The 18,662-nt window shown below is 59.7% G+C and carries 15 protein-coding genes; 4 read left to right on the top strand and 11 right to left on the bottom strand.

What is annotated here, in order from left to right:
* Positions 1 to 1,199: 1,199 nt before the first annotated feature.
* The 11 genes from QMX97_RS27065 to mtnA all read right to left on the bottom strand — a co-directional run bounded on the left by QMX97_RS27065 (position 1,200) and on the right by mtnA (position 14,766).
* Positions 1,200 to 1,439 carry a lipopolysaccharide assembly protein LapA domain-containing protein gene (locus QMX97_RS27065; RefSeq protein WP_120450662.1) on the bottom strand — a complete coding sequence of 80 codons (240 nt, stop codon included), beginning with the start codon at positions 1,437 to 1,439 and terminating at the stop codon, positions 1,200 to 1,202.
* 19 nt (positions 1,440 to 1,458) lie between these two features.
* On the bottom strand, positions 1,459 to 1,755 hold the full coding sequence (ihfB, locus tag QMX97_RS27060) for an integration host factor subunit beta (protein ID WP_003218804.1): 297 nt from the start codon (positions 1,753 to 1,755) through the stop codon (positions 1,459 to 1,461).
* Between the two features lie 132 nt (positions 1,756 to 1,887).
* Positions 1,888 to 2,175: a hypothetical protein gene (locus QMX97_RS27055; protein WP_282397915.1), complete on the bottom strand. Its 288-nt coding sequence runs from the start codon at positions 2,173 to 2,175 to the stop codon at positions 1,888 to 1,890.
* 160 nt (positions 2,176 to 2,335) lie between these two features.
* Complete coding sequence (gene rpsA / locus QMX97_RS27050; RefSeq protein WP_065901832.1) at positions 2,336 to 4,027, bottom strand: 30S ribosomal protein S1; 1,692 nt, start codon at positions 4,025 to 4,027, stop codon at positions 2,336 to 2,338.
* A gap of 119 nt (positions 4,028 to 4,146) precedes the next feature.
* Positions 4,147 to 4,836, bottom strand: coding sequence for a (d)CMP kinase (gene cmk / locus QMX97_RS27045; protein ID WP_003172653.1), 690 nt, complete (start codon positions 4,834 to 4,836; stop codon positions 4,147 to 4,149).
* The gene (locus tag QMX97_RS27040) at positions 4,833 to 7,043 is read right to left on the bottom strand and encodes a bifunctional prephenate dehydrogenase/3-phosphoshikimate 1-carboxyvinyltransferase (protein WP_282397914.1); all 2,211 of its coding nucleotides are present in this window, start codon (positions 7,041 to 7,043) and stop codon (positions 4,833 to 4,835) included. Before QMX97_RS27040 ends, cmk begins: the two co-directional genes overlap by 4 nt.
* A gap of 28 nt (positions 7,044 to 7,071) precedes the next feature.
* Entirely contained in the window at positions 7,072 to 8,184 is a 1,113-nt protein-coding gene (gene hisC / locus QMX97_RS27035) for a histidinol-phosphate transaminase (protein WP_106804783.1), read from the bottom strand.
* Positions 8,185 to 8,193: 9 nt separating this feature from the next.
* A complete protein-coding gene (gene pheA / locus QMX97_RS27030) occupies positions 8,194 to 9,288 on the bottom strand; it encodes a prephenate dehydratase (protein ID WP_034096534.1) in 1,095 nt (364 codons plus the stop codon).
* On the bottom strand, positions 9,288 to 10,373 hold the full coding sequence (gene serC, locus QMX97_RS27025) for a 3-phosphoserine/phosphohydroxythreonine transaminase (protein WP_065901837.1): 1,086 nt from the start codon (positions 10,371 to 10,373) through the stop codon (positions 9,288 to 9,290). Before serC ends, pheA begins: the two co-directional genes overlap by 1 nt.
* Positions 10,374 to 10,616: 243 nt before the next feature.
* On the bottom strand, positions 10,617 to 13,271 hold the full coding sequence (gyrA, locus tag QMX97_RS27020) for a DNA gyrase subunit A (RefSeq protein ID WP_028619469.1): 2,655 nt from the start codon (positions 13,269 to 13,271) through the stop codon (positions 10,617 to 10,619).
* Between the two features lie 424 nt (positions 13,272 to 13,695).
* Positions 13,696 to 14,766, bottom strand: a complete 1,071-nt coding sequence (gene mtnA / locus QMX97_RS27015; RefSeq protein ID WP_282397913.1) for an S-methyl-5-thioribose-1-phosphate isomerase — start codon at positions 14,764 to 14,766, stop codon at positions 13,696 to 13,698.
* 109 nt (positions 14,767 to 14,875) lie between these two features.
* On the opposite strand from mtnA, the gene QMX97_RS27010 reads away from it, so the two are divergent.
* The 4 genes from QMX97_RS27010 to QMX97_RS26995 all read left to right on the top strand — a co-directional run bounded on the left by QMX97_RS27010 (position 14,876) and on the right by QMX97_RS26995 (position 18,557).
* Complete coding sequence (locus QMX97_RS27010) at positions 14,876 to 16,207, top strand: TRZ/ATZ family hydrolase (RefSeq protein ID WP_282397912.1); 1,332 nt, start codon at positions 14,876 to 14,878, stop codon at positions 16,205 to 16,207.
* 64 nt (positions 16,208 to 16,271) lie between these two features.
* The gene (gene ubiG, locus QMX97_RS27005; RefSeq protein WP_003172645.1) at positions 16,272 to 16,970 is read left to right on the top strand and encodes a bifunctional 2-polyprenyl-6-hydroxyphenol methylase/3-demethylubiquinol 3-O-methyltransferase UbiG; all 699 of its coding nucleotides are present in this window, start codon (positions 16,272 to 16,274) and stop codon (positions 16,968 to 16,970) included.
* A gap of 4 nt (positions 16,971 to 16,974) precedes the next feature.
* Positions 16,975 to 17,646, top strand: coding sequence for an N-acetylmuramic acid 6-phosphate phosphatase MupP (gene mupP, locus QMX97_RS27000; protein WP_065901841.1), 672 nt, complete (start codon positions 16,975 to 16,977; stop codon positions 17,644 to 17,646).
* A gap of 170 nt (positions 17,647 to 17,816) precedes the next feature.
* Entirely contained in the window at positions 17,817 to 18,557 is a 741-nt protein-coding gene (locus QMX97_RS26995) for a YciK family oxidoreductase (RefSeq protein ID WP_065901843.1), read from the top strand.
* Positions 18,558 to 18,662: the final 105 nt, after the last annotated feature.

Here is an 18,662-nt window from a genome sequence, read left to right as displayed (position 1 = left end):
CCCCCGAGAAGCGCAAGTTAAAACAGGCATAGGCAGAAAGGAAACCAAAGCTGTAAAAATCACCTTTCTTGAACTAACAACTAACTAAATCATATCAGGCACCCCTTCATAATTTAGCAAAATTCCGGCACATATCACCAAAAGAGTCAGAGCATCTCTGTTACCCAAGCAAAACCAGCCACTTCCCGACGAAAACTTCGCAACCACACCCGCATCAAATAAAAACACCTGATTAAATAAATGAATACAAGCAAACCATTGATCAGCCAGATTTTGCTGCGCACCCAGCATAACGAATGCAAAAATAAACACGACTTAAAAAGTTAGCAAAAATAGCGGTACTACTAAAATCCAGCGTCGAGCGCAAAAAAGATTATCAATGGAAATACAAGATAAAAACAAACCCCACTGCCTATTGACCAACCGCCAGCAGGCATAGCCTTCGTATAACCTAAAAATCCGAAGCTCATCGAAAGGTCTAGTAACACCACGTCCAGTGAATAATCCCTCCAAAGGATCAGTAAAAAGCCAAAGCTCGTAATCCAATACACCGGAGTGAAACGCAAAAGCCTTTTTCCAAATTCAAAAACCTTTGCATCACTCTAAATAGCATTCCCATAAGCCAGAAAAAGGGAAGCCCCACAAGTTATATAAAACAATGAGTATTGCTCATCTGGATCCCCCGATTGAAGTACAGAAATAGTGATAGATCATTACGGATGATCGCCATACTTCTCCTAAAATAGTCTAGCGCCTCACTCGCTGACTCTGCACCACCTGCCGCTCTCACACAGGACTGGAAAATTAGACTACCGAACACTAGCGTACATTCCATAAACGGCCGGGGGAGCCAGGGCATTTAAATATCACGTACGAAGAAAACCTACCTCCCTCACACGGACAATACTTGCCATCCTAAAACAACTAAAAAAGGATCAAGCAACAACTGAAAACATTCCAAAAACGATGCAAAGACCACCAAATAACCATCCTGCATGGAATGGCGCCACTACAAAAAGTGCAAAAGCAAAAAGCCCCCCCACTAAATCCTACTTAATATAAGGCGCAATTGAACGATTACATATATTACGAGCCTGTAGAAAAGTAACTAACACTTGGCGGTGGTGTGATGCAAAGTGAAGAAACATCCATACCGCAATTACACCCAAAGCTTAAGGCTTTCTACAATCTGAATAGAATTAGGCATCAGCACTAACACGACGCTTGGCTCGAATAACAATATAAACGCCCAAAACCGGACCGATTGCGAGCCCAAGCAATAGAGAAAAAATCATCGGGATCGCCAGAGGAACAGCCGGTGCCGACCAACCAAATATCATAAGAGATACCATCTGCTGATTCCCAAGAACAAAAAGAATCACAAATACGGCAATCATCAACATGAACAATAAAAATAGCACACGCTTTAGACCGAGCATCTTCACCCCCTAACAAAACTCAAACGCCCTCTTCCTCATCCTCATTCACCCGATCCCGCAATTCCTTCCCCGGCTTGAAATGAGGCACAAATTTCCCATCCAGACTCACCGACTGCCCAGTCTTGGGGTTCCGCCCCACGCGCGGTGCGCGGTAGTGCAGGGAGAAGCTGCCAAACCCACGGATCTCAATCCGATCCCCGGTCGCCAGGCACTGGGACATTTGCTCGAGCATGGTCTTGATGGCCAGCTCGACATCCTTGGATGAGAGCAGCCCTTGATGGGTGACAATTCGTTCGATCAACTCCGACTTCGTCATATTTTTCCCTTCTTTTTCAAGCAGCTAGGAAAAGCGCTTCGAAGGTTTTAGCATGACTTGATGAATTTGAACAGCCCGCGCAGCAACTTATCTGCGGGATAGATGGAAGCCCGTATGGCCGGCGCGACGCCATCAATTGCAGATCACCAGCATGGTACGGGTTACGGCGCCAGCAGGGTTCCAGCCGAACAAGTAGTCGCCCTCTTCATCCTTGGCATCGCTGGAGCGGGTGATCACCTTGTAGCCCTGCATCTTGCACTCGCGGGCGGCGCGCTTCTCGCACTTCTCCCATTTGTTGCCCAAGCCCGAGCAATCGATCTCGATGCCGCTGACTCCACGCTTGGCGTGGGTCTTGGCGCTGGCACTGGAGCAACCTGCAAGCACTACTAGCACTGCAAATAGCACGATAAGCCTGTTCATTTAAATCCTTATCAAAACAACAACGCTGGAACAGCTTTCATGAAGACTATAGTCAGTTCTGACAGTGAGCTGTGCGTCTTGGTTCTCGATGTTGATTCAACGAATTTCAGGCACAAAAAAGGGCGACCGAAGTCGCCCTTTTTCTATGGTCTGACAGAACTTAGTTCTGTTTTTCCATTTGCGCACGCAGCAGAGCACCAAGAGTGGTGTCAACTGGAGCATCCGACGAGGCTGGCTTGTCGCGCAGGCTCTGGATGGCTTCTTTCTCTTCGATCTCGTCTTTCGACTTGATGGAGAGTTGGATTACGCGGCTCTTGCGGTCAACGCTGATGATCTTGGCTTCTACTTCCTGGCCTTCTTTCAGAACGTTGCGCGCGTCTTCAACGCGGTCACGGCTGATTTCGGAGGCTTTCAGAGTCGCTTCGATATCGTCGGCCAGAGTGATGATGGCGCCTTTAGCGTCAACTTCTTTCACAGTGCCCTTAACGATTGCGCCTTTGTCGTTCTCTTGAACGTACTCGGAGAACGGATCGCTTTCCAGCTGCTTGATACCCAGGGAGATACGCTCGCGCTCTGGGTCAACCGACAGGATAACGGTGTCCAGCTCGTCGCCCTTCTTGAAACGACGAACAGCTTCTTCGCCCACTTCGTTCCAGGAGATGTCGGACAGGTGAACCAGGCCGTCGATGCCGCCGTCCAGACCAATGAAGATACCGAAATCGGTGATCGACTTGATGGTGCCGGAGATTTTATCGCCCTTGTTGAACTGGCCAGAGAAATCTTCCCATGGGTTAGATTTGCACTGCTTGATGCCCAGGGAGATACGACGACGCTCTTCGTCGATGTCCAGAACCATAACTTCCACTTCGTCGCCGACTTGTACGACTTTCGAAGGGTGGATGTTCTTGTTGGTCCAGTCCATTTCGGAAACGTGTACCAGGCCTTCCACGCCTTCTTCCAGCTCTGCGAAGCAGCCGTAGTCGGTCAGGTTGGTAACACGCGCGGTTACGCGAGTGCTTTCTGGGTAACGGGCTTTGATAGCAACCCATGGATCTTCACCCAGTTGCTTCAGGCCCAGGGAAACACGGTTGCGCTCGCGATCGTATTTCAGAACCTTGACATCGATCTCGTCGCCAACGTTGACGATTTCGGAAGGATGCTTGATACGCTTCCAAGCCATGTCGGTAATGTGCAGCAGGCCATCGACGCCACCCAGATCGACGAATGCGCCGTAATCGGTGAGGTTCTTGACAATACCTTTGACTTGTTGGCCTTCCTGCAGGGATTCCAGCAGAGCTTCACGCTCGGCGGAGTTTTCTGCTTCCAGGACGCTGCGACGGGAAACGACAACGTTGTTGCGTTTCTGGTCGAGTTTGATGACCTTGAATTCGAGTTCTTTGCCTTCCAGGTGCGTGGTGTCGCGCACTGGACGAACGTCGACCAAAGAACCTGGCAGGAACGCACGGATGCCGTTAACGTCGACAGTGAAGCCGCCTTTAACCTTACCGTTGATAACGCCCTTGACCACTTCTTCAGCTGCGAAGGCTGCTTCGAGAACAATCCAGCATTCAGCGCGCTTGGCTTTTTCACGGGACAGCTTGGTTTCACCGAAACCGTCTTCAACCGAGTCCAGAGCAACGTGAACTTCGTCACCGACATTGATAGTCAGGTCGCCAGCATCGTTGTAGAACTGTTCCAGCGGGATCAGAGCTTCAGACTTCAGACCAGCGTGAACGGTTACCCAGCGAGCTTGGTAATCGATATCAACGATAACACCGGTGATGATGGAGCCTGCCTGAAGGTTCAGGGTTTTTAGGCTTTCTTCAAAGAGTTCCGCAAAGCTTTCGCTCATTTTAATTCCTGTTGATAAGGGCGAAGAATACGCCCATCTCCACACCCCAGACGGTGTGGGTTAGTTTCAATTAGAAGAAGCGCCCCAGGACTATGACTGGTCCCCTGCGGCCTTCTTGGTCACCCGGCGATATCGCGAATGGCGATTTCGCTCAAGATGCGTTCCAGCACCTGCTCGATGGACAACTCCGTGGAATCCAGCTGTATGGCATCAGCCGCCGGCTTTAGCGGGGCTACTGCGCGCTGGGTATCACGCTCATCGCGTGCACGTATCTCATCTAGCAGACTCGACAGACTAACACCATCGACTTTGCCCTTCAACTGCAAGTAGCGGCGGCGCGCCCGCTCCTCGGCACTGGCGGTCAGGAAAATCTTCAGCGGGGCCTCCGGAAACACCACCGTGCCCATGTCGCGACCATCGGCGACCAGGCCCGGCGGCTCCTGAAACGCGCGCTGACGCTGCAGCAAGGCATCGCGCACGGCCGGCAGCGCGGCAACCTGGGAGGCCCAGGAACCGACTTGTTCATTGCGCAGGTCATCGGTCACATCATCGCCTTCAAGGATGATGCGCTGGGGATGACCTTCCGTCGCCCCGACAAACTGCACATCAAGATGCGCCGCCAGCAGCTTCAGCGATTCTTCGTTGGTCAGGTCGACGCCATGGTTGCGTGCAGCAAACGCCAGCAGGCGGTACAGCGCGCCGGAATCGAGCAGACACCAGCCCAGGCGCTTGGCCAGGATGCCGGCGATCGTGCCTTTGCCCGAGCCACTTGGCCCGTCGATGGTAATCACCGGTGCTTTGATATTCACAATTGAGCCTCTTGGGCAACACGGATGCCGACGTGGGCACACAGTGTAAGAAAGTTCGGAAAAGACGTAGCAACATTGGCGCAGTCACGGATACGAATAGGTGCCGTCGCCCGCAGGGAAGCCACACTGAACGCCATGGCAATCCGGTGATCACCCTGGGCGTGCACTTCACCACCGCCCATCAGGCCACCGTCAATGATAATCCCATCGGGAGTCGGTTCACACTTCACGCCCAGCGCCAACAGACCGTCGGCCATGACCTGGATACGGTCGGATTCCTTCACGCGCAGCTCCTGCGCCCCGCGCAACACAGTGCGGCCCTTGGCACAGGCCGCCGCAACAAACAGCACCGGAAACTCGTCGATCGCCAACGGCACCAAAGCCTCGGGGATCTCGATACCGTTCAGGGCCGCAGCACGCACACGCAAGTCCGCGACAGGCTCGCCGCCTACTTCACGCGGGTTTTCCAAGGTGATATCTGCGCCCATGAGCCGCAGGATATCGATCACCCCGGTCCGCGTCGGGTTGACGCCGACATGCTCCAGCAACAACTCGGAACCCTCGGCAATCGACGCCGCCACCAGGAAAAACGCCGACGAGGAAATATCCCCCGGCACTTCTATATGGGTAGCGGTCAGCGCATGACCCGATTGCACCGACGCGGTCGCGCCACTCACCGCCACCGGGTAGCCAAAACCGCGCAACATGCGCTCGGTATGGTCACGGGTCGGCGCGGGCTCGGTCACCGAAGTCTCGCCCTCGGCGTACAACCCGGCCAGTAACAGGCAGGATTTGACCTGTGCACTGGCCATCGGCATCGAATAGGCCAGGCCTTTCAACACCTGGCCGCCGCGGATGGTCAATGGCGGACGCCCTTCCGGACCGGTCTCGATTACCGCGCCCATTTCCCGCAGCGGCTTGGCCACGCGGCTCATCGGGCGCTTGGACAAGGACGCATCGCCGGTCAACACGCTGTCGAAGCTTTGCGCCGCCAACAACCCCGACAGCAGCCGCATGGATGTGCCGGAGTTACCCAGGTAGATCGGCCCCGGCGCGGCTTTCAAGCCATGCAAGCCCACGCCATGAATGGTCACGCGCCCATGGTGCGGACCTTCGATGACGACCCCCATGTCGCGAAAAGCCTGCAACGTCGCCAGGGCGTCTTCACCCTCGAGGAAACCTTCAACCTCTGTCACACCCTCGGCCAACGAGCCGAGCATGATCGAGCGATGCGAGATCGACTTGTCACCCGGCACCCGGATACGTCCGCTCAAGCGGCCGCCCGGGTTGGCGAGGAAGGTCAGGTCATCGGCGTTCACGGCAGTTTCCATATAGGCCCGGCGCGCCAGAATCTTGCTGAAATGCTCACGCGCCACCCGCGCACGGGTGAACACGCCCAACAACTGGTGGCCATCCCCGGCATCAACCGCGTCGCGCAGGGCGTCGAGGTCGCTGCGAAAGGTGTCCAGGGTGCGCAACACCGCTTCGCGGTTAGCGAGGAAAATGTCGTGCCACATCACGGGGTCGCTGCCGGCAATCCGCGTGAAATCGCGAAAGCCACCGGCGGCGTAACGGAAAATCTCGAGGTTTTCATTGCGCTTGGCCAGCGAGTCCACCAGGCCAAATGCCAGCAGATGCGGCAAATGACTGGTCGCCGCCAGCACTTCGTCATGGCGCTCGACCTGCATATGCTCCACGTCAGCGCCCAGCTCGCGCCACAGCCGGTCAACCACGGCCAACGCCGCAGGATCGGTCTGCTCGAGCGGCGTCAGGATCACCTTATGGCGCCGGAACAGCTGCGCATTCGATGCCTCCACCCCGCTCTGCTCGGACCCAGCAATCGGATGCCCCGGCACGAAGCGCGCGGGCATACCGCCAAACGCCTGTTGCGCCGCGCGCACTACGTTGCCCTTGGCGCTGCCGACGTCCGTCAGGATCGCCTGCCCCAGGTCCATGCCCGCCAATACCGCCAGCAATTTCTCCATGGCCAGGATCGGCACCGCCAACTGGATCACGTCAGCGCCCTGACATGCGAGCGAGAGGTCCGCTTCGCAGCGATCCACCACGCCCAACTCGACCGCCAGCTTGCGCGATTGCGGGTCCAGGTCCACACCGACCACTTCGCCACACAACCCACTTTCACGCAGGCCTTTGGCGAAGGAGCCGCCGATCAACCCCAGACCGACCACCACCAGGCGACCGATCATAGGCACAACAGGTTGCAATGCAGTGACATCAACCACGAGCCAGAACCTTGGCCAACGCCTCCAGGAAGCGGCTGTTTTCTGCCGGCAAGCCAATGGTGATACGCAGGTGGTTCGGCATACCGTAGTTAGCCACCGGACGCACGATCACACCTTCGCGCAGCAGGCCCTGGAATACCGGAGCAGCCACTTGGCCGAGGTCGACACAGATGAAGTTGCCCTTGGACGGAATCCAGCCCAGGCCCAGTTCGCGAAAGCCTGCCTGCAACTGCAACATGCCGCTTTCGTTGATGCGCCGGCCCTCTTCCAGGTATTCGGCATCCTGCACGGCCGCACAGGCCGCCGCCAGCGCGAGGCTGTTGACGTTGAACGGTTGCCGCACGCGGTTCAGCACGTCCGCGACGACCGCCGTGGAGAGGCCGTAGCCCACCCGCAACGACGCCAGGCCATAGGCCTTGGAAAAGGTGCGCGAGACCAGCAGGTTCGGGTAGGCCGCCAGGAAGTCGAGGCCGTCCGGCAGGTCGCTGCCTTCGGCGTACTCGATGTAGGCCTCGTCCAGCACCACCAGCACGTGCTCCGGCACATCCTGCAGGAAGTCGTTCAGCGCCTGCGCGTCGAACCAGGTGCCCGTCGGGTTGTTCGGGTTGGCGATGAACACCACACGGGTCTGGGCGTCGATGGCTGCCAGCATGGCCGGCAGGTCGTGGCCCCACTCCTTCGCAGGAATGATGCGCGCATCAGCGCCGACCGCCTGGGTCACGATCGGATAGACCGCAAACGCGTGTTCGCTGAACACCGCGTTGAGGCCCGGCGCCAGGTAGGCACGGCCGACCAGCTCGAGAATGTCGTTGGAACCGTTGCCCAAGGTCACCTGGCTCAGCTCGACCCGGCACTTTTGCGCCAGCAGGGACTTGAGCGCAAAGCCGTTGCCATCGGGGTAACGGGTCAGCTCGGCCAGCTCCTCACGAATGGCCGCCAACACCTTGGGGCTTGGGCCCAGCGGGTTTTCGTTACTGGCCAACTTGACGATCTTCGAAGGATCCAGGTTCAACTCACGCGCCAGCTCGTCCACAGGCTTGCCTGGAACGTAAGGCGACAGTTGTTGCACGCCCGGCTGAGCCAGGGCGAGGAAGTTGCCACTCATGTTAAAGCCTCACAAAACCGCTTTCGGGTAAGAGCCCAGCACTTTGAGTGCCACGGCTTCCTGACTGATTTTCTCGAGCACACCCTTGACCAGTGGGTCGCGGTGATGGCCGACGAAGTCGATAAAGAACACGTAAGTCCATTTACCGCTGCGCGAAGGACGAGTCTCGATACGCGTCAGGTCAATCCCGTTGTCGTGGAACGGCACCAGCAGCTCATGCAGCGCGCCGGGCTTGTTGCTCATGGAGACGATGATCGACGTCTTGTCGTCGCCGGTCGGCGGCACTTCCTGGTTGCCGATCATCAGGAACCGCGTGGAGTTGTCCGGGCGATCCTCGATTTTCTCGGCCAGGCGCGTCAGGCCATACAGGCCTGCAGCCATGTCACCGGCAATGGCCGCCGAATTCCACTCACCCTTGACCCGCTTGGCCGCCTCGGCATTGCTGGACACCGCCACGCGCTCGACATTCGGGTAATGCGCGTCCAGCCACTTGCGGCACTGGGCCAGCGACTGGGCGTGGGAGTAGATACGGCTGATGCTGTCGGTCTTGGTGTTCTCGCCCACCAGCAGGTGATGGTGGATGCGCAGCTCGACTTCGCCACAGATCACCATGTCGTGCTCGAGGAAGCTGTCCAGCGTGTGGTTGACCGCGCCTTCGGTGGAGTTTTCCACCGGCACCACGCCAAAGTTCACGGCACCAGCCGCCACTTCACGAAACACTTCGTCGATCGCCGCCATTGGCTTGCTGATCACCGCGTGGCCGAAGTGCTTCATGGCCGCCGCCTGGGTGAAGGTGCCTTCAGGCCCGAGGTAAGCCACTTTCAGTGGCTGCTCCAGCGCCAGGCAGGAAGACATGATTTCACGGAACAACCGCGCCATCTCTTCATTGCCCAATGGGCCCTTGTTGCGCTCCATCACACGCTTGAGCACCTGGGCTTCACGCTCGGGCCGGTAGAACACTGGCACTTCGCCTTCGGCCAGGGAGGCCATCTTTACCCGTGCCACTTCCTGGGCGCACCGCGCGCGCTCACTGATCAGCTCCAGGACTTTCTCGTCCAGGCTGTCAATGCGCACGCGCAGGGCCTTGAGTTCTTGCTCAGACATTAGCCGTGTTCCTTTTCGAACTCTGCCATGTAGGCCACCAACGCGTTGATGGCGTGGATGTCGACAGCGTTGTAGATGGAGGCGCGCATACCACCGACCGAACGGTGGCCCTTGAGGTTCAGCAGGCCGCGCGCGTCGGCACCGGCCAGGAACGGCTTGTCCAGGCGGTCATCGGCCAGGCGGAACGGCACGTTCATCCACGAGCGGTCGGTCAGGTTGATCGGGTTGCTGTACAGGCCGCTGGCGTCGATGAAGTCGTACAGGGTGCGCTTCTTCTCTTCGTTCAGCTTGCCCATGGCAGCCACGCCGCCCTGCTCCTTGAGCCACTCGAAGACCAGGCCGGACAGGTACCAGGCGAACGCCGGCGGGGTGTTGTACATCGAGCCGTTATCGGCCGCGACCTTGTAGTTGAGCATGGTCGGGCACAGCGAACGGGCACGCCCCAGCAGGTCTTCGCGGATGATGTTGACCAGGATGCCGCTCGGGCCGATGTTCTTCTGCGCGCCGGCGTAGATCATGCCGTACCTGGACACATCGATCGGGCGCGAGAGGATGTCCGAGGACATGTCACACACCAGCGGAACGTCGCCTACTTCCGGCACCCAGTCGAATTCCAGGCCGCCGATGGTTTCGTTCGCTACGTAGTGCACGTAGGCCGCGTCCTTCGACAGCTTCCACTCGTTCTGGCCGGGAATGGCGAAGTAGTCGTAGGGCTTGGCGGTACCGGCAACGTTGACGTGACCGTAGCGCGAAGCCTCTTCAATGGCCTTCTGGCCCCAGATACCGGTGTCGATGTAGTCGGCGGTGCCGTCTTCCGGCAACAGGTTCAGGGGCAGCTGGGCGAACTGCTGGCTGGCGCCGCCCTGCAGGAACAACACTTTGTAGTTGGATGGGATGTCCAGCAAGTCGCGCAGATCCTGCTCGGCCTTGGTGGCAATGGACACGAACTCATCGCTGCGATGGCTCATTTCCATCACGGAGAGGCCTTTTCCATGCCAGTCGAGGAGTTCACCCTGCGCACGCTGCAGGACTGCTTCAGGAAGCGCCGCGGGACCGGCACAGAAGTTATAGGCTCTCTTGCTCACATCCAATCTCACTCTGATCTGGTGGGGCTGCAATCATGTTCGGCAACAACCTTTCTCTGGAGCGAACCCTTGTGGGAGCTGGCTTGCCTGCGACAAGGGCACCTCGGTAGCGCAGTGATACCGTGGCGCTGCCATCGCGGGCAAGCCAGCTCCCACATTGAGCGCGTCCAGCCAAAGGACGTGTTATTTCACAAGGGACAAACAACAAGGGGGCGAATCTTCATCCGCCCCCTGTGTGTCCGCTTATTCCTGCGGTTCTTCTTCGTCTGCGGCAGCGTCGAGGGTTGGCTCGTCGACGTTGTCATCGCCTGCTGCGATCACCTCGCCGTCGAATTCCTCACCTTCCAGCTCTTCGCCTTCGACTTCCGATGGCTCCTGCACACGCTCCAGGCCCACCAGTTTTTCGTCTTTAGCCAGCTTGATCAGCGTCACGCCCTGGGTGTTACGGCCCAGGCTCGACACTTCAGCCACACGGGTACGTACCAGCGTGCCCTGGTCGGAAATCAGCATGATCTCCTCGCCGTCGAGCACCTGGACCGCGCCGACCAGACGGCCGTTGCGATCGTTGCTGACCATGGCGATCACGCCCTGGCCGCCACGCTTGTACTCCGGGAACTCGCTGATGGCGGTGCGCTTGCCATAACCACGCTCGGAAGCCGTGAGGATCTGGCTGCCTTCTTCCGGGATCAGCATCGAAATCAGCTTCTGCCCTTCCGGCAGGCGCATGCCACGCACACCGCGGGCGGTACGGCCCATGGCGCGGACGTCGGATTCCTTGAAGCGCGTGACCTTGCCACCGTCGGAGAACAGCATGACTTCACGCTCACCATCGGTAATGGCGGCGGAGATCAGTACGTCGCCTTCGTCCAGCTCCAGGGCGATCAGGCCCACGCTGCGTTGACGGCTGAAGGATTCCAGCGGGGTCTTCTTCACGGTGCCTTTGGCGGTCGCCATGAAGATGAAGTGACCTTCGGTGTATTCCTCGACCGGCAGCATGGTGGTGATGTACTCATCACTGTCCAGCGGCAGCAGGTTGACCAACGGACGACCACGGGCGGCACGCGAGGCTTCCGGGATCTCGTAGGTCTTGAGCCAGTACACCTTGCCCTTGCTGGAGAACAGCAGCAGCGTGGTGTGGCTGTTGGCGACCAGCAGGTGAGCGATGTAGTCCTCATCCTTCACGCCGGTAGCCGATTTACCTTTACCACCACGACGCTGGGCCTGGTACGCAGCCAGGGGCTGGGTCTTGGCATAACCACCGTGGGAAATGGTCACGACGCGCTCTTCTTCCGGGATCATGTCACCCAGGGTCAGGTCGAGACGCGCATCGAGGATTTCGGTGCGGCGCACGTCGCCATATTCGGCGCGGATCACTTCCAGTTCTTCGCGGATCACTTCCATCAGGCGCACGGCGCTGCTGAGGATGCGGATCAACTCGCCGATCTGGTTGAGGATCTCCTGGTACTCGGCCAGCAGCTTCTCGTGCTCCAGGCCGGTCAGGCGGTGCAGGCGCAGCTCCAGGATGGCCTGGGCCTGTTCCGGCGACAGGAAGTACTTGCCTTCGCGCAGACCGTATTGCGGGTCCAGGGTCTCCGGACGGCACGAGTCGGCGCCGGCGCGTTCAACCATGGCCACCACGGCGCTGGATTCCCAAGGGGTGCTGATCAGCGCTTCCTTGGCTTCCGACGGGGTTGGCGAGGCCTTGATCAGGGCGATCACCGGGTCGATATTCGACAGCGCAACTGCCTGGCCTTCCAGGATATGGCCGCGCTCGCGGGCCTTGCGCAGTTCGAACACGGTACGGCGGGTAACCACTTCGCGGCGGTGACGAACGAAGGCTTCGAGCAGATCCTTGAGGTTCAGGATGCGCGGGCGGCCGTCGATCAGTGCTACCACGTTGATACCAAACACGCTTTGCAGCTGGGTCTGGGCGTAGAGGTTGTTGAGGATAACCTCAGGCACTTCGCCACGACGCAGCTCGATCACCACGCGCATACCGTCTTTGTCGGACTCGTCGCGCAGCTCGGTGATGCCTTCGAGCTTCTTCTCTTTGACCAGCTCGGCGATCTTCTCGATCAGCCGGGCCTTGTTCAACTGGTACGGCAGTTCGGTGATGACGATCTGCTGGCGACCACCGACCTTGTCGATGTCTTCGATGATCGAGCGGGCGCGCATGTAAATGCGCCCGCGACCGGTGCGGTAGGCTTCGATGATGCCGGCGCGACCGTTGATGATCGCAGCGGTCGGGAAGTCCGGACCGGGGATGTATTGCATCAGCTCATCGACAGTCAGCTCAGGATTGTCGATAAGGGCCAGGCAACCGTCGATGACTTCACCGAGGTTGTGTGGCGGGATGTTGGTGGCCATGCCCACGGCGATACCGCTGGAGCCGTTGACCAGCAGGTTTGGAATCTTGGTCGGCATGACGGCCGGGATCATTTCGGTGCCGTCGTAGTTCGGCACCCAGTCCACGGTTTCTTTATGCAGGTCGGCCAGCAGCTCGTGCGCCAGCTTGGTCATGCGCACTTCGGTGTATCGCATGGCCGCGGCGTTGTCGCCGTCGACCGAACCGAAGTTGCCCTGGCCGTCTACCAGCAGGTAGCGCAGGGAAAACGGCTGGGCCATCCGAACGATGGTGTCGTACACCGCAGTGTCGCCGTGAGGGTGATACTTACCGATCACGTCACCGACAACACGGGCAGATTTCTTGTACGGCTTGTTCCAGTCGTTACCCAGCTCGCTCATCGCGAACAGCACACGCCGGTGCACGGGCTTCAAGCCATCGCGCGCATCAGGCAGTGCCCGACCGACAATTACGCTCATCGCGTAGTCGAGGTAGGACTGTTTCAGCTCGTCTTCGATATTGACCGGGAGGATTTCTTTGGCCAGTTCGCCCATGAGAAGCCTGATTCCTTTTTCGGGTGAAACTTCGTCACATCCATATGGGACGAACGAAGCTCGCCGCTGCCGGCACAGTGCCTGACAACGACTTACGACAAATCAACGAGTTATGACACGGATCTGCACGTTATAGGCCACCCCTCGGGGCAGCCCTGGAAACCGCCGGATGTTATCACAATCGCCGCCACGCACCTATCCCCCTGATGCGCATGGAGCATAGTAAGTTGACGGATGACAGGCTTGAGGGCGACGAGAGGGGCTCAGAGATGCCTTGGTGCTATTTTTTGCGTATGGATCCAATGGTTTTGTTGACATTTGAGGGGGTTCGCCGGCAAGCCAGTTCCTACAATGTTGCACAGTGCGCACCGCCACTGCAGGAACTGGCTTGCCAGCGATAGCAATCTCGACGGCCGCAACGCCCTCAATGCAATCGTTTACGGCACATCAACTTGGCCAGCTTGGCGGTGTCCGGCCGTTCGACGATGCCTTTTTCAGTCACGATCACATCGATCAGGTCGGCGGGAGTCACGTCGAACACGGGGTTGAAAGCCGCCACGTCCAAACGCTGCCCGGCGACTTCCAGCAACTCGCCCGCGTCGCGCTCTTCCAGGGCGACGTCCTCGCCAGTGGCCATCATCAGGTCCAGCGTCGAACTCGGCGCCACCACCATGAAGCGCACACCATGGTGCATGGCACACACCGCCAGTTGATAAGTGCCGATCGTGCCGATCACATCACCATTGGCCGCGATGCAGTCGGCGCCGACGACCACCCAGGTCACCCCTTTGGTCTTGAGAATATGCGCGCCGGCCGAGTCTGCATTGACGGTGGTCGCAATCCCCTCGCCCGCCAGCTCCCAGGCCGTCAGCCGCGAGCCCTGCAGCCAGGGGCGCGTTTCGTTGACGTAGACATGCTCGACCAACCCCTCCAGGAAGGCAGCGCGGATCACCCCGAGGGCCGTGCCGACACCCCCGGTGGCCAGGGCGCCAGCATTGCCATGGGTGAGGATCGCCTGGGCATTGCCCTGGTGCTTGCGAATCCGCTCAAGGCCCAACTGCGCCATGCTCAGGTTGGCTTCACGGTCGCTTTCGTGGATCGCGATGGCTTCGGCTTCCAGCACCGCCGCCGGGTCGGCGTGCTTCTTGAGACGGTCGAGGCGGTCACGCATGCGCTTGAGGGCCCAGAACAGGTTCGCCCCCGTCGGACGCGAATCGGCCAGCAACGCGTAGTCCTCTTCCCATGCCGCCTGCCAGTCACCGCCTTCGGCAATGCGTCGACGGGCGGCGAGCACCAAGCCGTAGGCTGCGCTGATGCCGATGGCTGGCGCACCGCGCACGGTCATCGAGCGGATGGCAGCGGCGACGTCTTCGACCGTCGAACACACCACCCAGCTTTCGCGGGAGGGCAAAACACGCTGATCGAGCAGGTGCAGTGCGCCATCACGCCAATCGATGGCCTTCACTTTCTCCGCTGCCAACAGTCGATCGCGCATCCCTCACCCCGTACTCATCAACAAAAGCCGCCGATTATAGCGATCCGCCAGCCTGGACGCTCGGGTATACTTCGCCCTTCTTTTATAGCTGCCCCGGAAGAAGCCTGCGATGACCGCCACTGCCGCCCCGCTCGACTTATTACTCCTGCCGACCTGGCTGGTGCCTGTCGAACCTGCCGGCGTGGTGCTCAAGGAGCATGCCCTGGGGATCCGCGATGGGCGCATTGCCTTTATCGGCCCACGGGCCGCCGCGCTGAAACTGGCGGCCACCGAGGTCCGCGAGTTGCCGGGCATGCTGCTCAGCCCGGGCCTGATCAACGCCCACGGGCACGCGGCGATGAGCCTGTTTCGCGGCCTGGCCGATGACCTGCCGCTGATGACATGGCTGGAAAAGCACATCTGGCCCGCCGAAGCCAAATGGGTCGATGAGGCCTTTGTGCGGGACGGCACCGACCTGGCCATCGCCGAGCAACTCAAGGGCGGCATCACGTGCTTCTCCGACATGTATTTCTACCCCAAGGTCGCCAGCGATTGCGTGCACAACAGCGGCATGCGCGCGCAGATCGCGATTCCGATCCTCGACTTCCCGATTCCCGGCGCCAGCAGCGCCGATGAGGCGATCCGCCAGGGCATCGAGCTGTTCGGCGACCTCAAGCACCACCCGCGCATCAAGATCACCTTCGGCCCCCACGCGCCCTACACCGTGTGCGATGCCAACCTGGAAAAGATCCGCGTGATCGCCGAGGAACTGGACGCCGCGATCCATATGCATGTGCACGAAACCGCCTTCGAGGTCCAACAGGCCGTCGAGCAGACCGGCGAACGGCCGCTGGCACGCCTGGGCCGCCTCGGGTTGCTCGGCCCGCGCTTCCAGGCCGTTCATATGACCCAAATCAGCGAGGACGACCTGGCTTTGCTGGTAGAAAGCAACACCAGCATCATCCATTGCCCGGAGTCGAACCTGAAACTGGCCAGTGGCTTCTGCCCGGTGGAGCGCCTGTGGCAGGCTGGGGTCAATGTGGCCATCGGCACCGACGGCGCCGCCAGCAACAATGACCTGGACCTGCTGGGCGAAACCCGCACAGCGGCGATGCTGGCCAAGGCTGTCGCCGGCTCGGCCACCGCCATGGATGCCCACCGCGCACTGCGCATGGCGACGCTCAACGGCGCGCGCGCCATGGGCCTGGAGAACGAAATCGGCTCGCTGGAAGTCGGCAAGGCCGCGGACATGGTGGCCTTCGATCTTTCCGGGCTGGCGCAACAACCGATCTACGATCCGGTCTCACAGCTTATATATGCCACCGGACGCGATTGCGTGAAACACCTTTGGGTCGCCGGCAAGCAGTTGCTCGACGACCGGCAATTGACCCGCATGGATGAACAACAGTTGACCGCCACGGCCATTGCCTGGGGCCAACGCATCAGCGGACACCACGAATAACGCCGGTGCCGGGCGTGCGCGCCGGGCACCGACCACACGATTTATCAGGTTTAGAGGATTCACCATGAGCAACGTCGACCACGCCGAAATCGCCAAATTCGAAGCCCTCGCCCACCGCTGGTGGGACCGCGAGAGCGAGTTCAAGCCCCTGCACGACATCAACCCGCTGCGGGTCAACTGGATTGACGAACGCGTCAACCTGGCCGGCAAGAAGGTGCTGGACGTCGGTTGCGGCGGCGGCATCCTCAGCGAAGCCATGGCCCAGCGCGGCGCCACCGTGATGGGGATCGACATGGGCGAAGCCCCGCTCGCCGTGGCCCAGTTGCACCAGCTGGAATCCGGCGTGAGCGTGGAATACCGCCAGATCACCGCCGAAGCCCTGGCCGAGGAAATGCCCGAGCAGTTCGACGTGGTCACCTGCCTGGAAATGCTCGAGCACGTGCCAGACCCGTCCTCGGTGATCCGCGCCTGCTTCCGCATGGTCAAGCCGGGCGGCCAGGTGTTCTTCTCCACCATCAACCGCAACCCCAAGGCCTACCTGTTCGCGATCATCGGCGCCGAATACATCATGAAGCTGCTGCCGCGCGGCACCCACGACTTCAAGAAATTCATCCGTCCTTCCGAGCTGGGTGCCTGGAGCCGCCAGGCCGGGCTGACCGTCAAGGACATCATCGGCCTGACCTACAACCCGTTGACCAAGCACTACAAGCTGGCCAGCGACGTTGACGTCAACTACATGATCCAGACCCTGCGCGAGGAGTAAGCCTGTGAAGTTGCGAGCGGTTCTCTTCGATATGGACGGTACCCTGCTGGACACCGCGCCGGACTTTATCGCCATCTGCCAGGCGATGCGTGCCGATCGCGGCCTGGCGCCGATCAACGACCAGCACATCCGCGATGAAATCTCCGGTGGCGCCCGCGCCATGGTCGCCGTGACCTTTTCCATGGACCCCGAATCGCCAGGTTTTGAAGCGTTGCGCCAGGAGTTCCTGGAGCGCTACCTCAAGGGCTGCGCGATCCACAGCAAGCTGTTCGATGGCATGGAAGAACTGCTGCAGGACATCGAGAAAGCCAAGCTGATCTGGGGTGTGGTCACCAACAAGCCGGTTCGCTTTGCCGAGCCGATCATGCAGCAACTGGGCCTGGCCGAGCGTTCGGCGCTGTTGATCTGCCCGGACCATGTGAAGAACAGCAAGCCGGACCCGGAGCCGCTGATCCTGGCCTGCAAGATGCTCGACCTGGACCCGGCCAGCGTGCTGTTCGTGGGCGATGACCTGCGCGACATCGAGTCCGGCCGCGACGCCGGCACGCGCACGGCGGCGGTGACCTACGGCTACATCCACCCGGATGACAACCCGCGTCACTGGGGCGCCGATGTGGTGGTGGATCACCCGCTGGAGCTGCGCAAGGTGCTGGATAACGCGCTGTGCAGCTGCTGAGGCCAATGGAGATATAAATGTGGGAGCGGGCTTGCTCGCGAAGGCAGCGTGGCAGTCAATGAACGTGTCAACTGACCCACCGCCTTCGCGAGCACGCCCGCTCCCACAGGGGATCTTCACTACTCTCAAGCGTGGTGTTAGCAATCTGTTGAATTTTGTCGAGGCTATTTATGTTTGATTACTCCGCACGTCCAGAACTGCTCAAAGACCGCGTCATCCTGGTGACCGGTGCCGGTCGCGGGATTGGTGCGGCGGCGGCGAAAACCTACGCGGCCCATGGCGCCACGGTGCTGCTGCTGGGCAAGACCGAAGCCAACCTGGCCCAGGTCTACGACGAGATCGAAGCCGCAGGCCACCCGCAGCCGGTGGTGATCCCGTTCAACCTGGAGACGGCACTGCCGCATCAATACGATGAGCTGGCGGCGATGATCGAAAAGGCCTTCGGCCACCTCGACGGGTTGTTGCACAACGCCTCGATCATCGGCCCACGCACGCCGATCGAGCAGTTGTCCGGTGAAAACTTCATGCGCGTGATGCACGTGAACGTCAACGCGATGTTCATGCTGACCAGCACCTTGCTGCCGCTGCTCAAGCTGTCCCAGGATGCGTCGGTGGTGTTCACCTCCAGCAGCGTCGGGCGCAAGGGCCGGGCGTATTGGGGGGCGTATGGGGTGTCGAAGTTTGCCACGGAAGGTTTGATGCAAACCCTGGCCGACGAACTCGAGGATGTGGCAGCGGTACGTTCCAACAGCATCAACCCCGGCGGCACACGCACCAGCATGCGCGCCCAGGCGTATCCGGGTGAAAACCCGATGGAGCGGCCGGCGCCGGAAGAGATCATGCCGGTATACCTGTACCTGATGGGACCGGACAGTGCCGGGATCAACGGGCAGGCGTTTGACGCGCAATAAATATCGGGAACACAGCAGAACCTAATGTGGGAGCGGGCTTGCTCGCGAAAGCGGTGGATCAGTCGATATTTCTGTTGACTGACACTCCGCCTTCGCGAGCAAGCC

Origin of the sequence: Pseudomonas sp. PS01298, from assembly GCF_029959745.1 — a bacterium.
In the GTDB taxonomy this organism is placed as follows: Bacteria; Pseudomonadota; Gammaproteobacteria; order Pseudomonadales; family Pseudomonadaceae; genus Aquipseudomonas; species Aquipseudomonas aylmerensis.
This window is presented reverse-complemented; position numbering and strand designations above follow the sequence as displayed.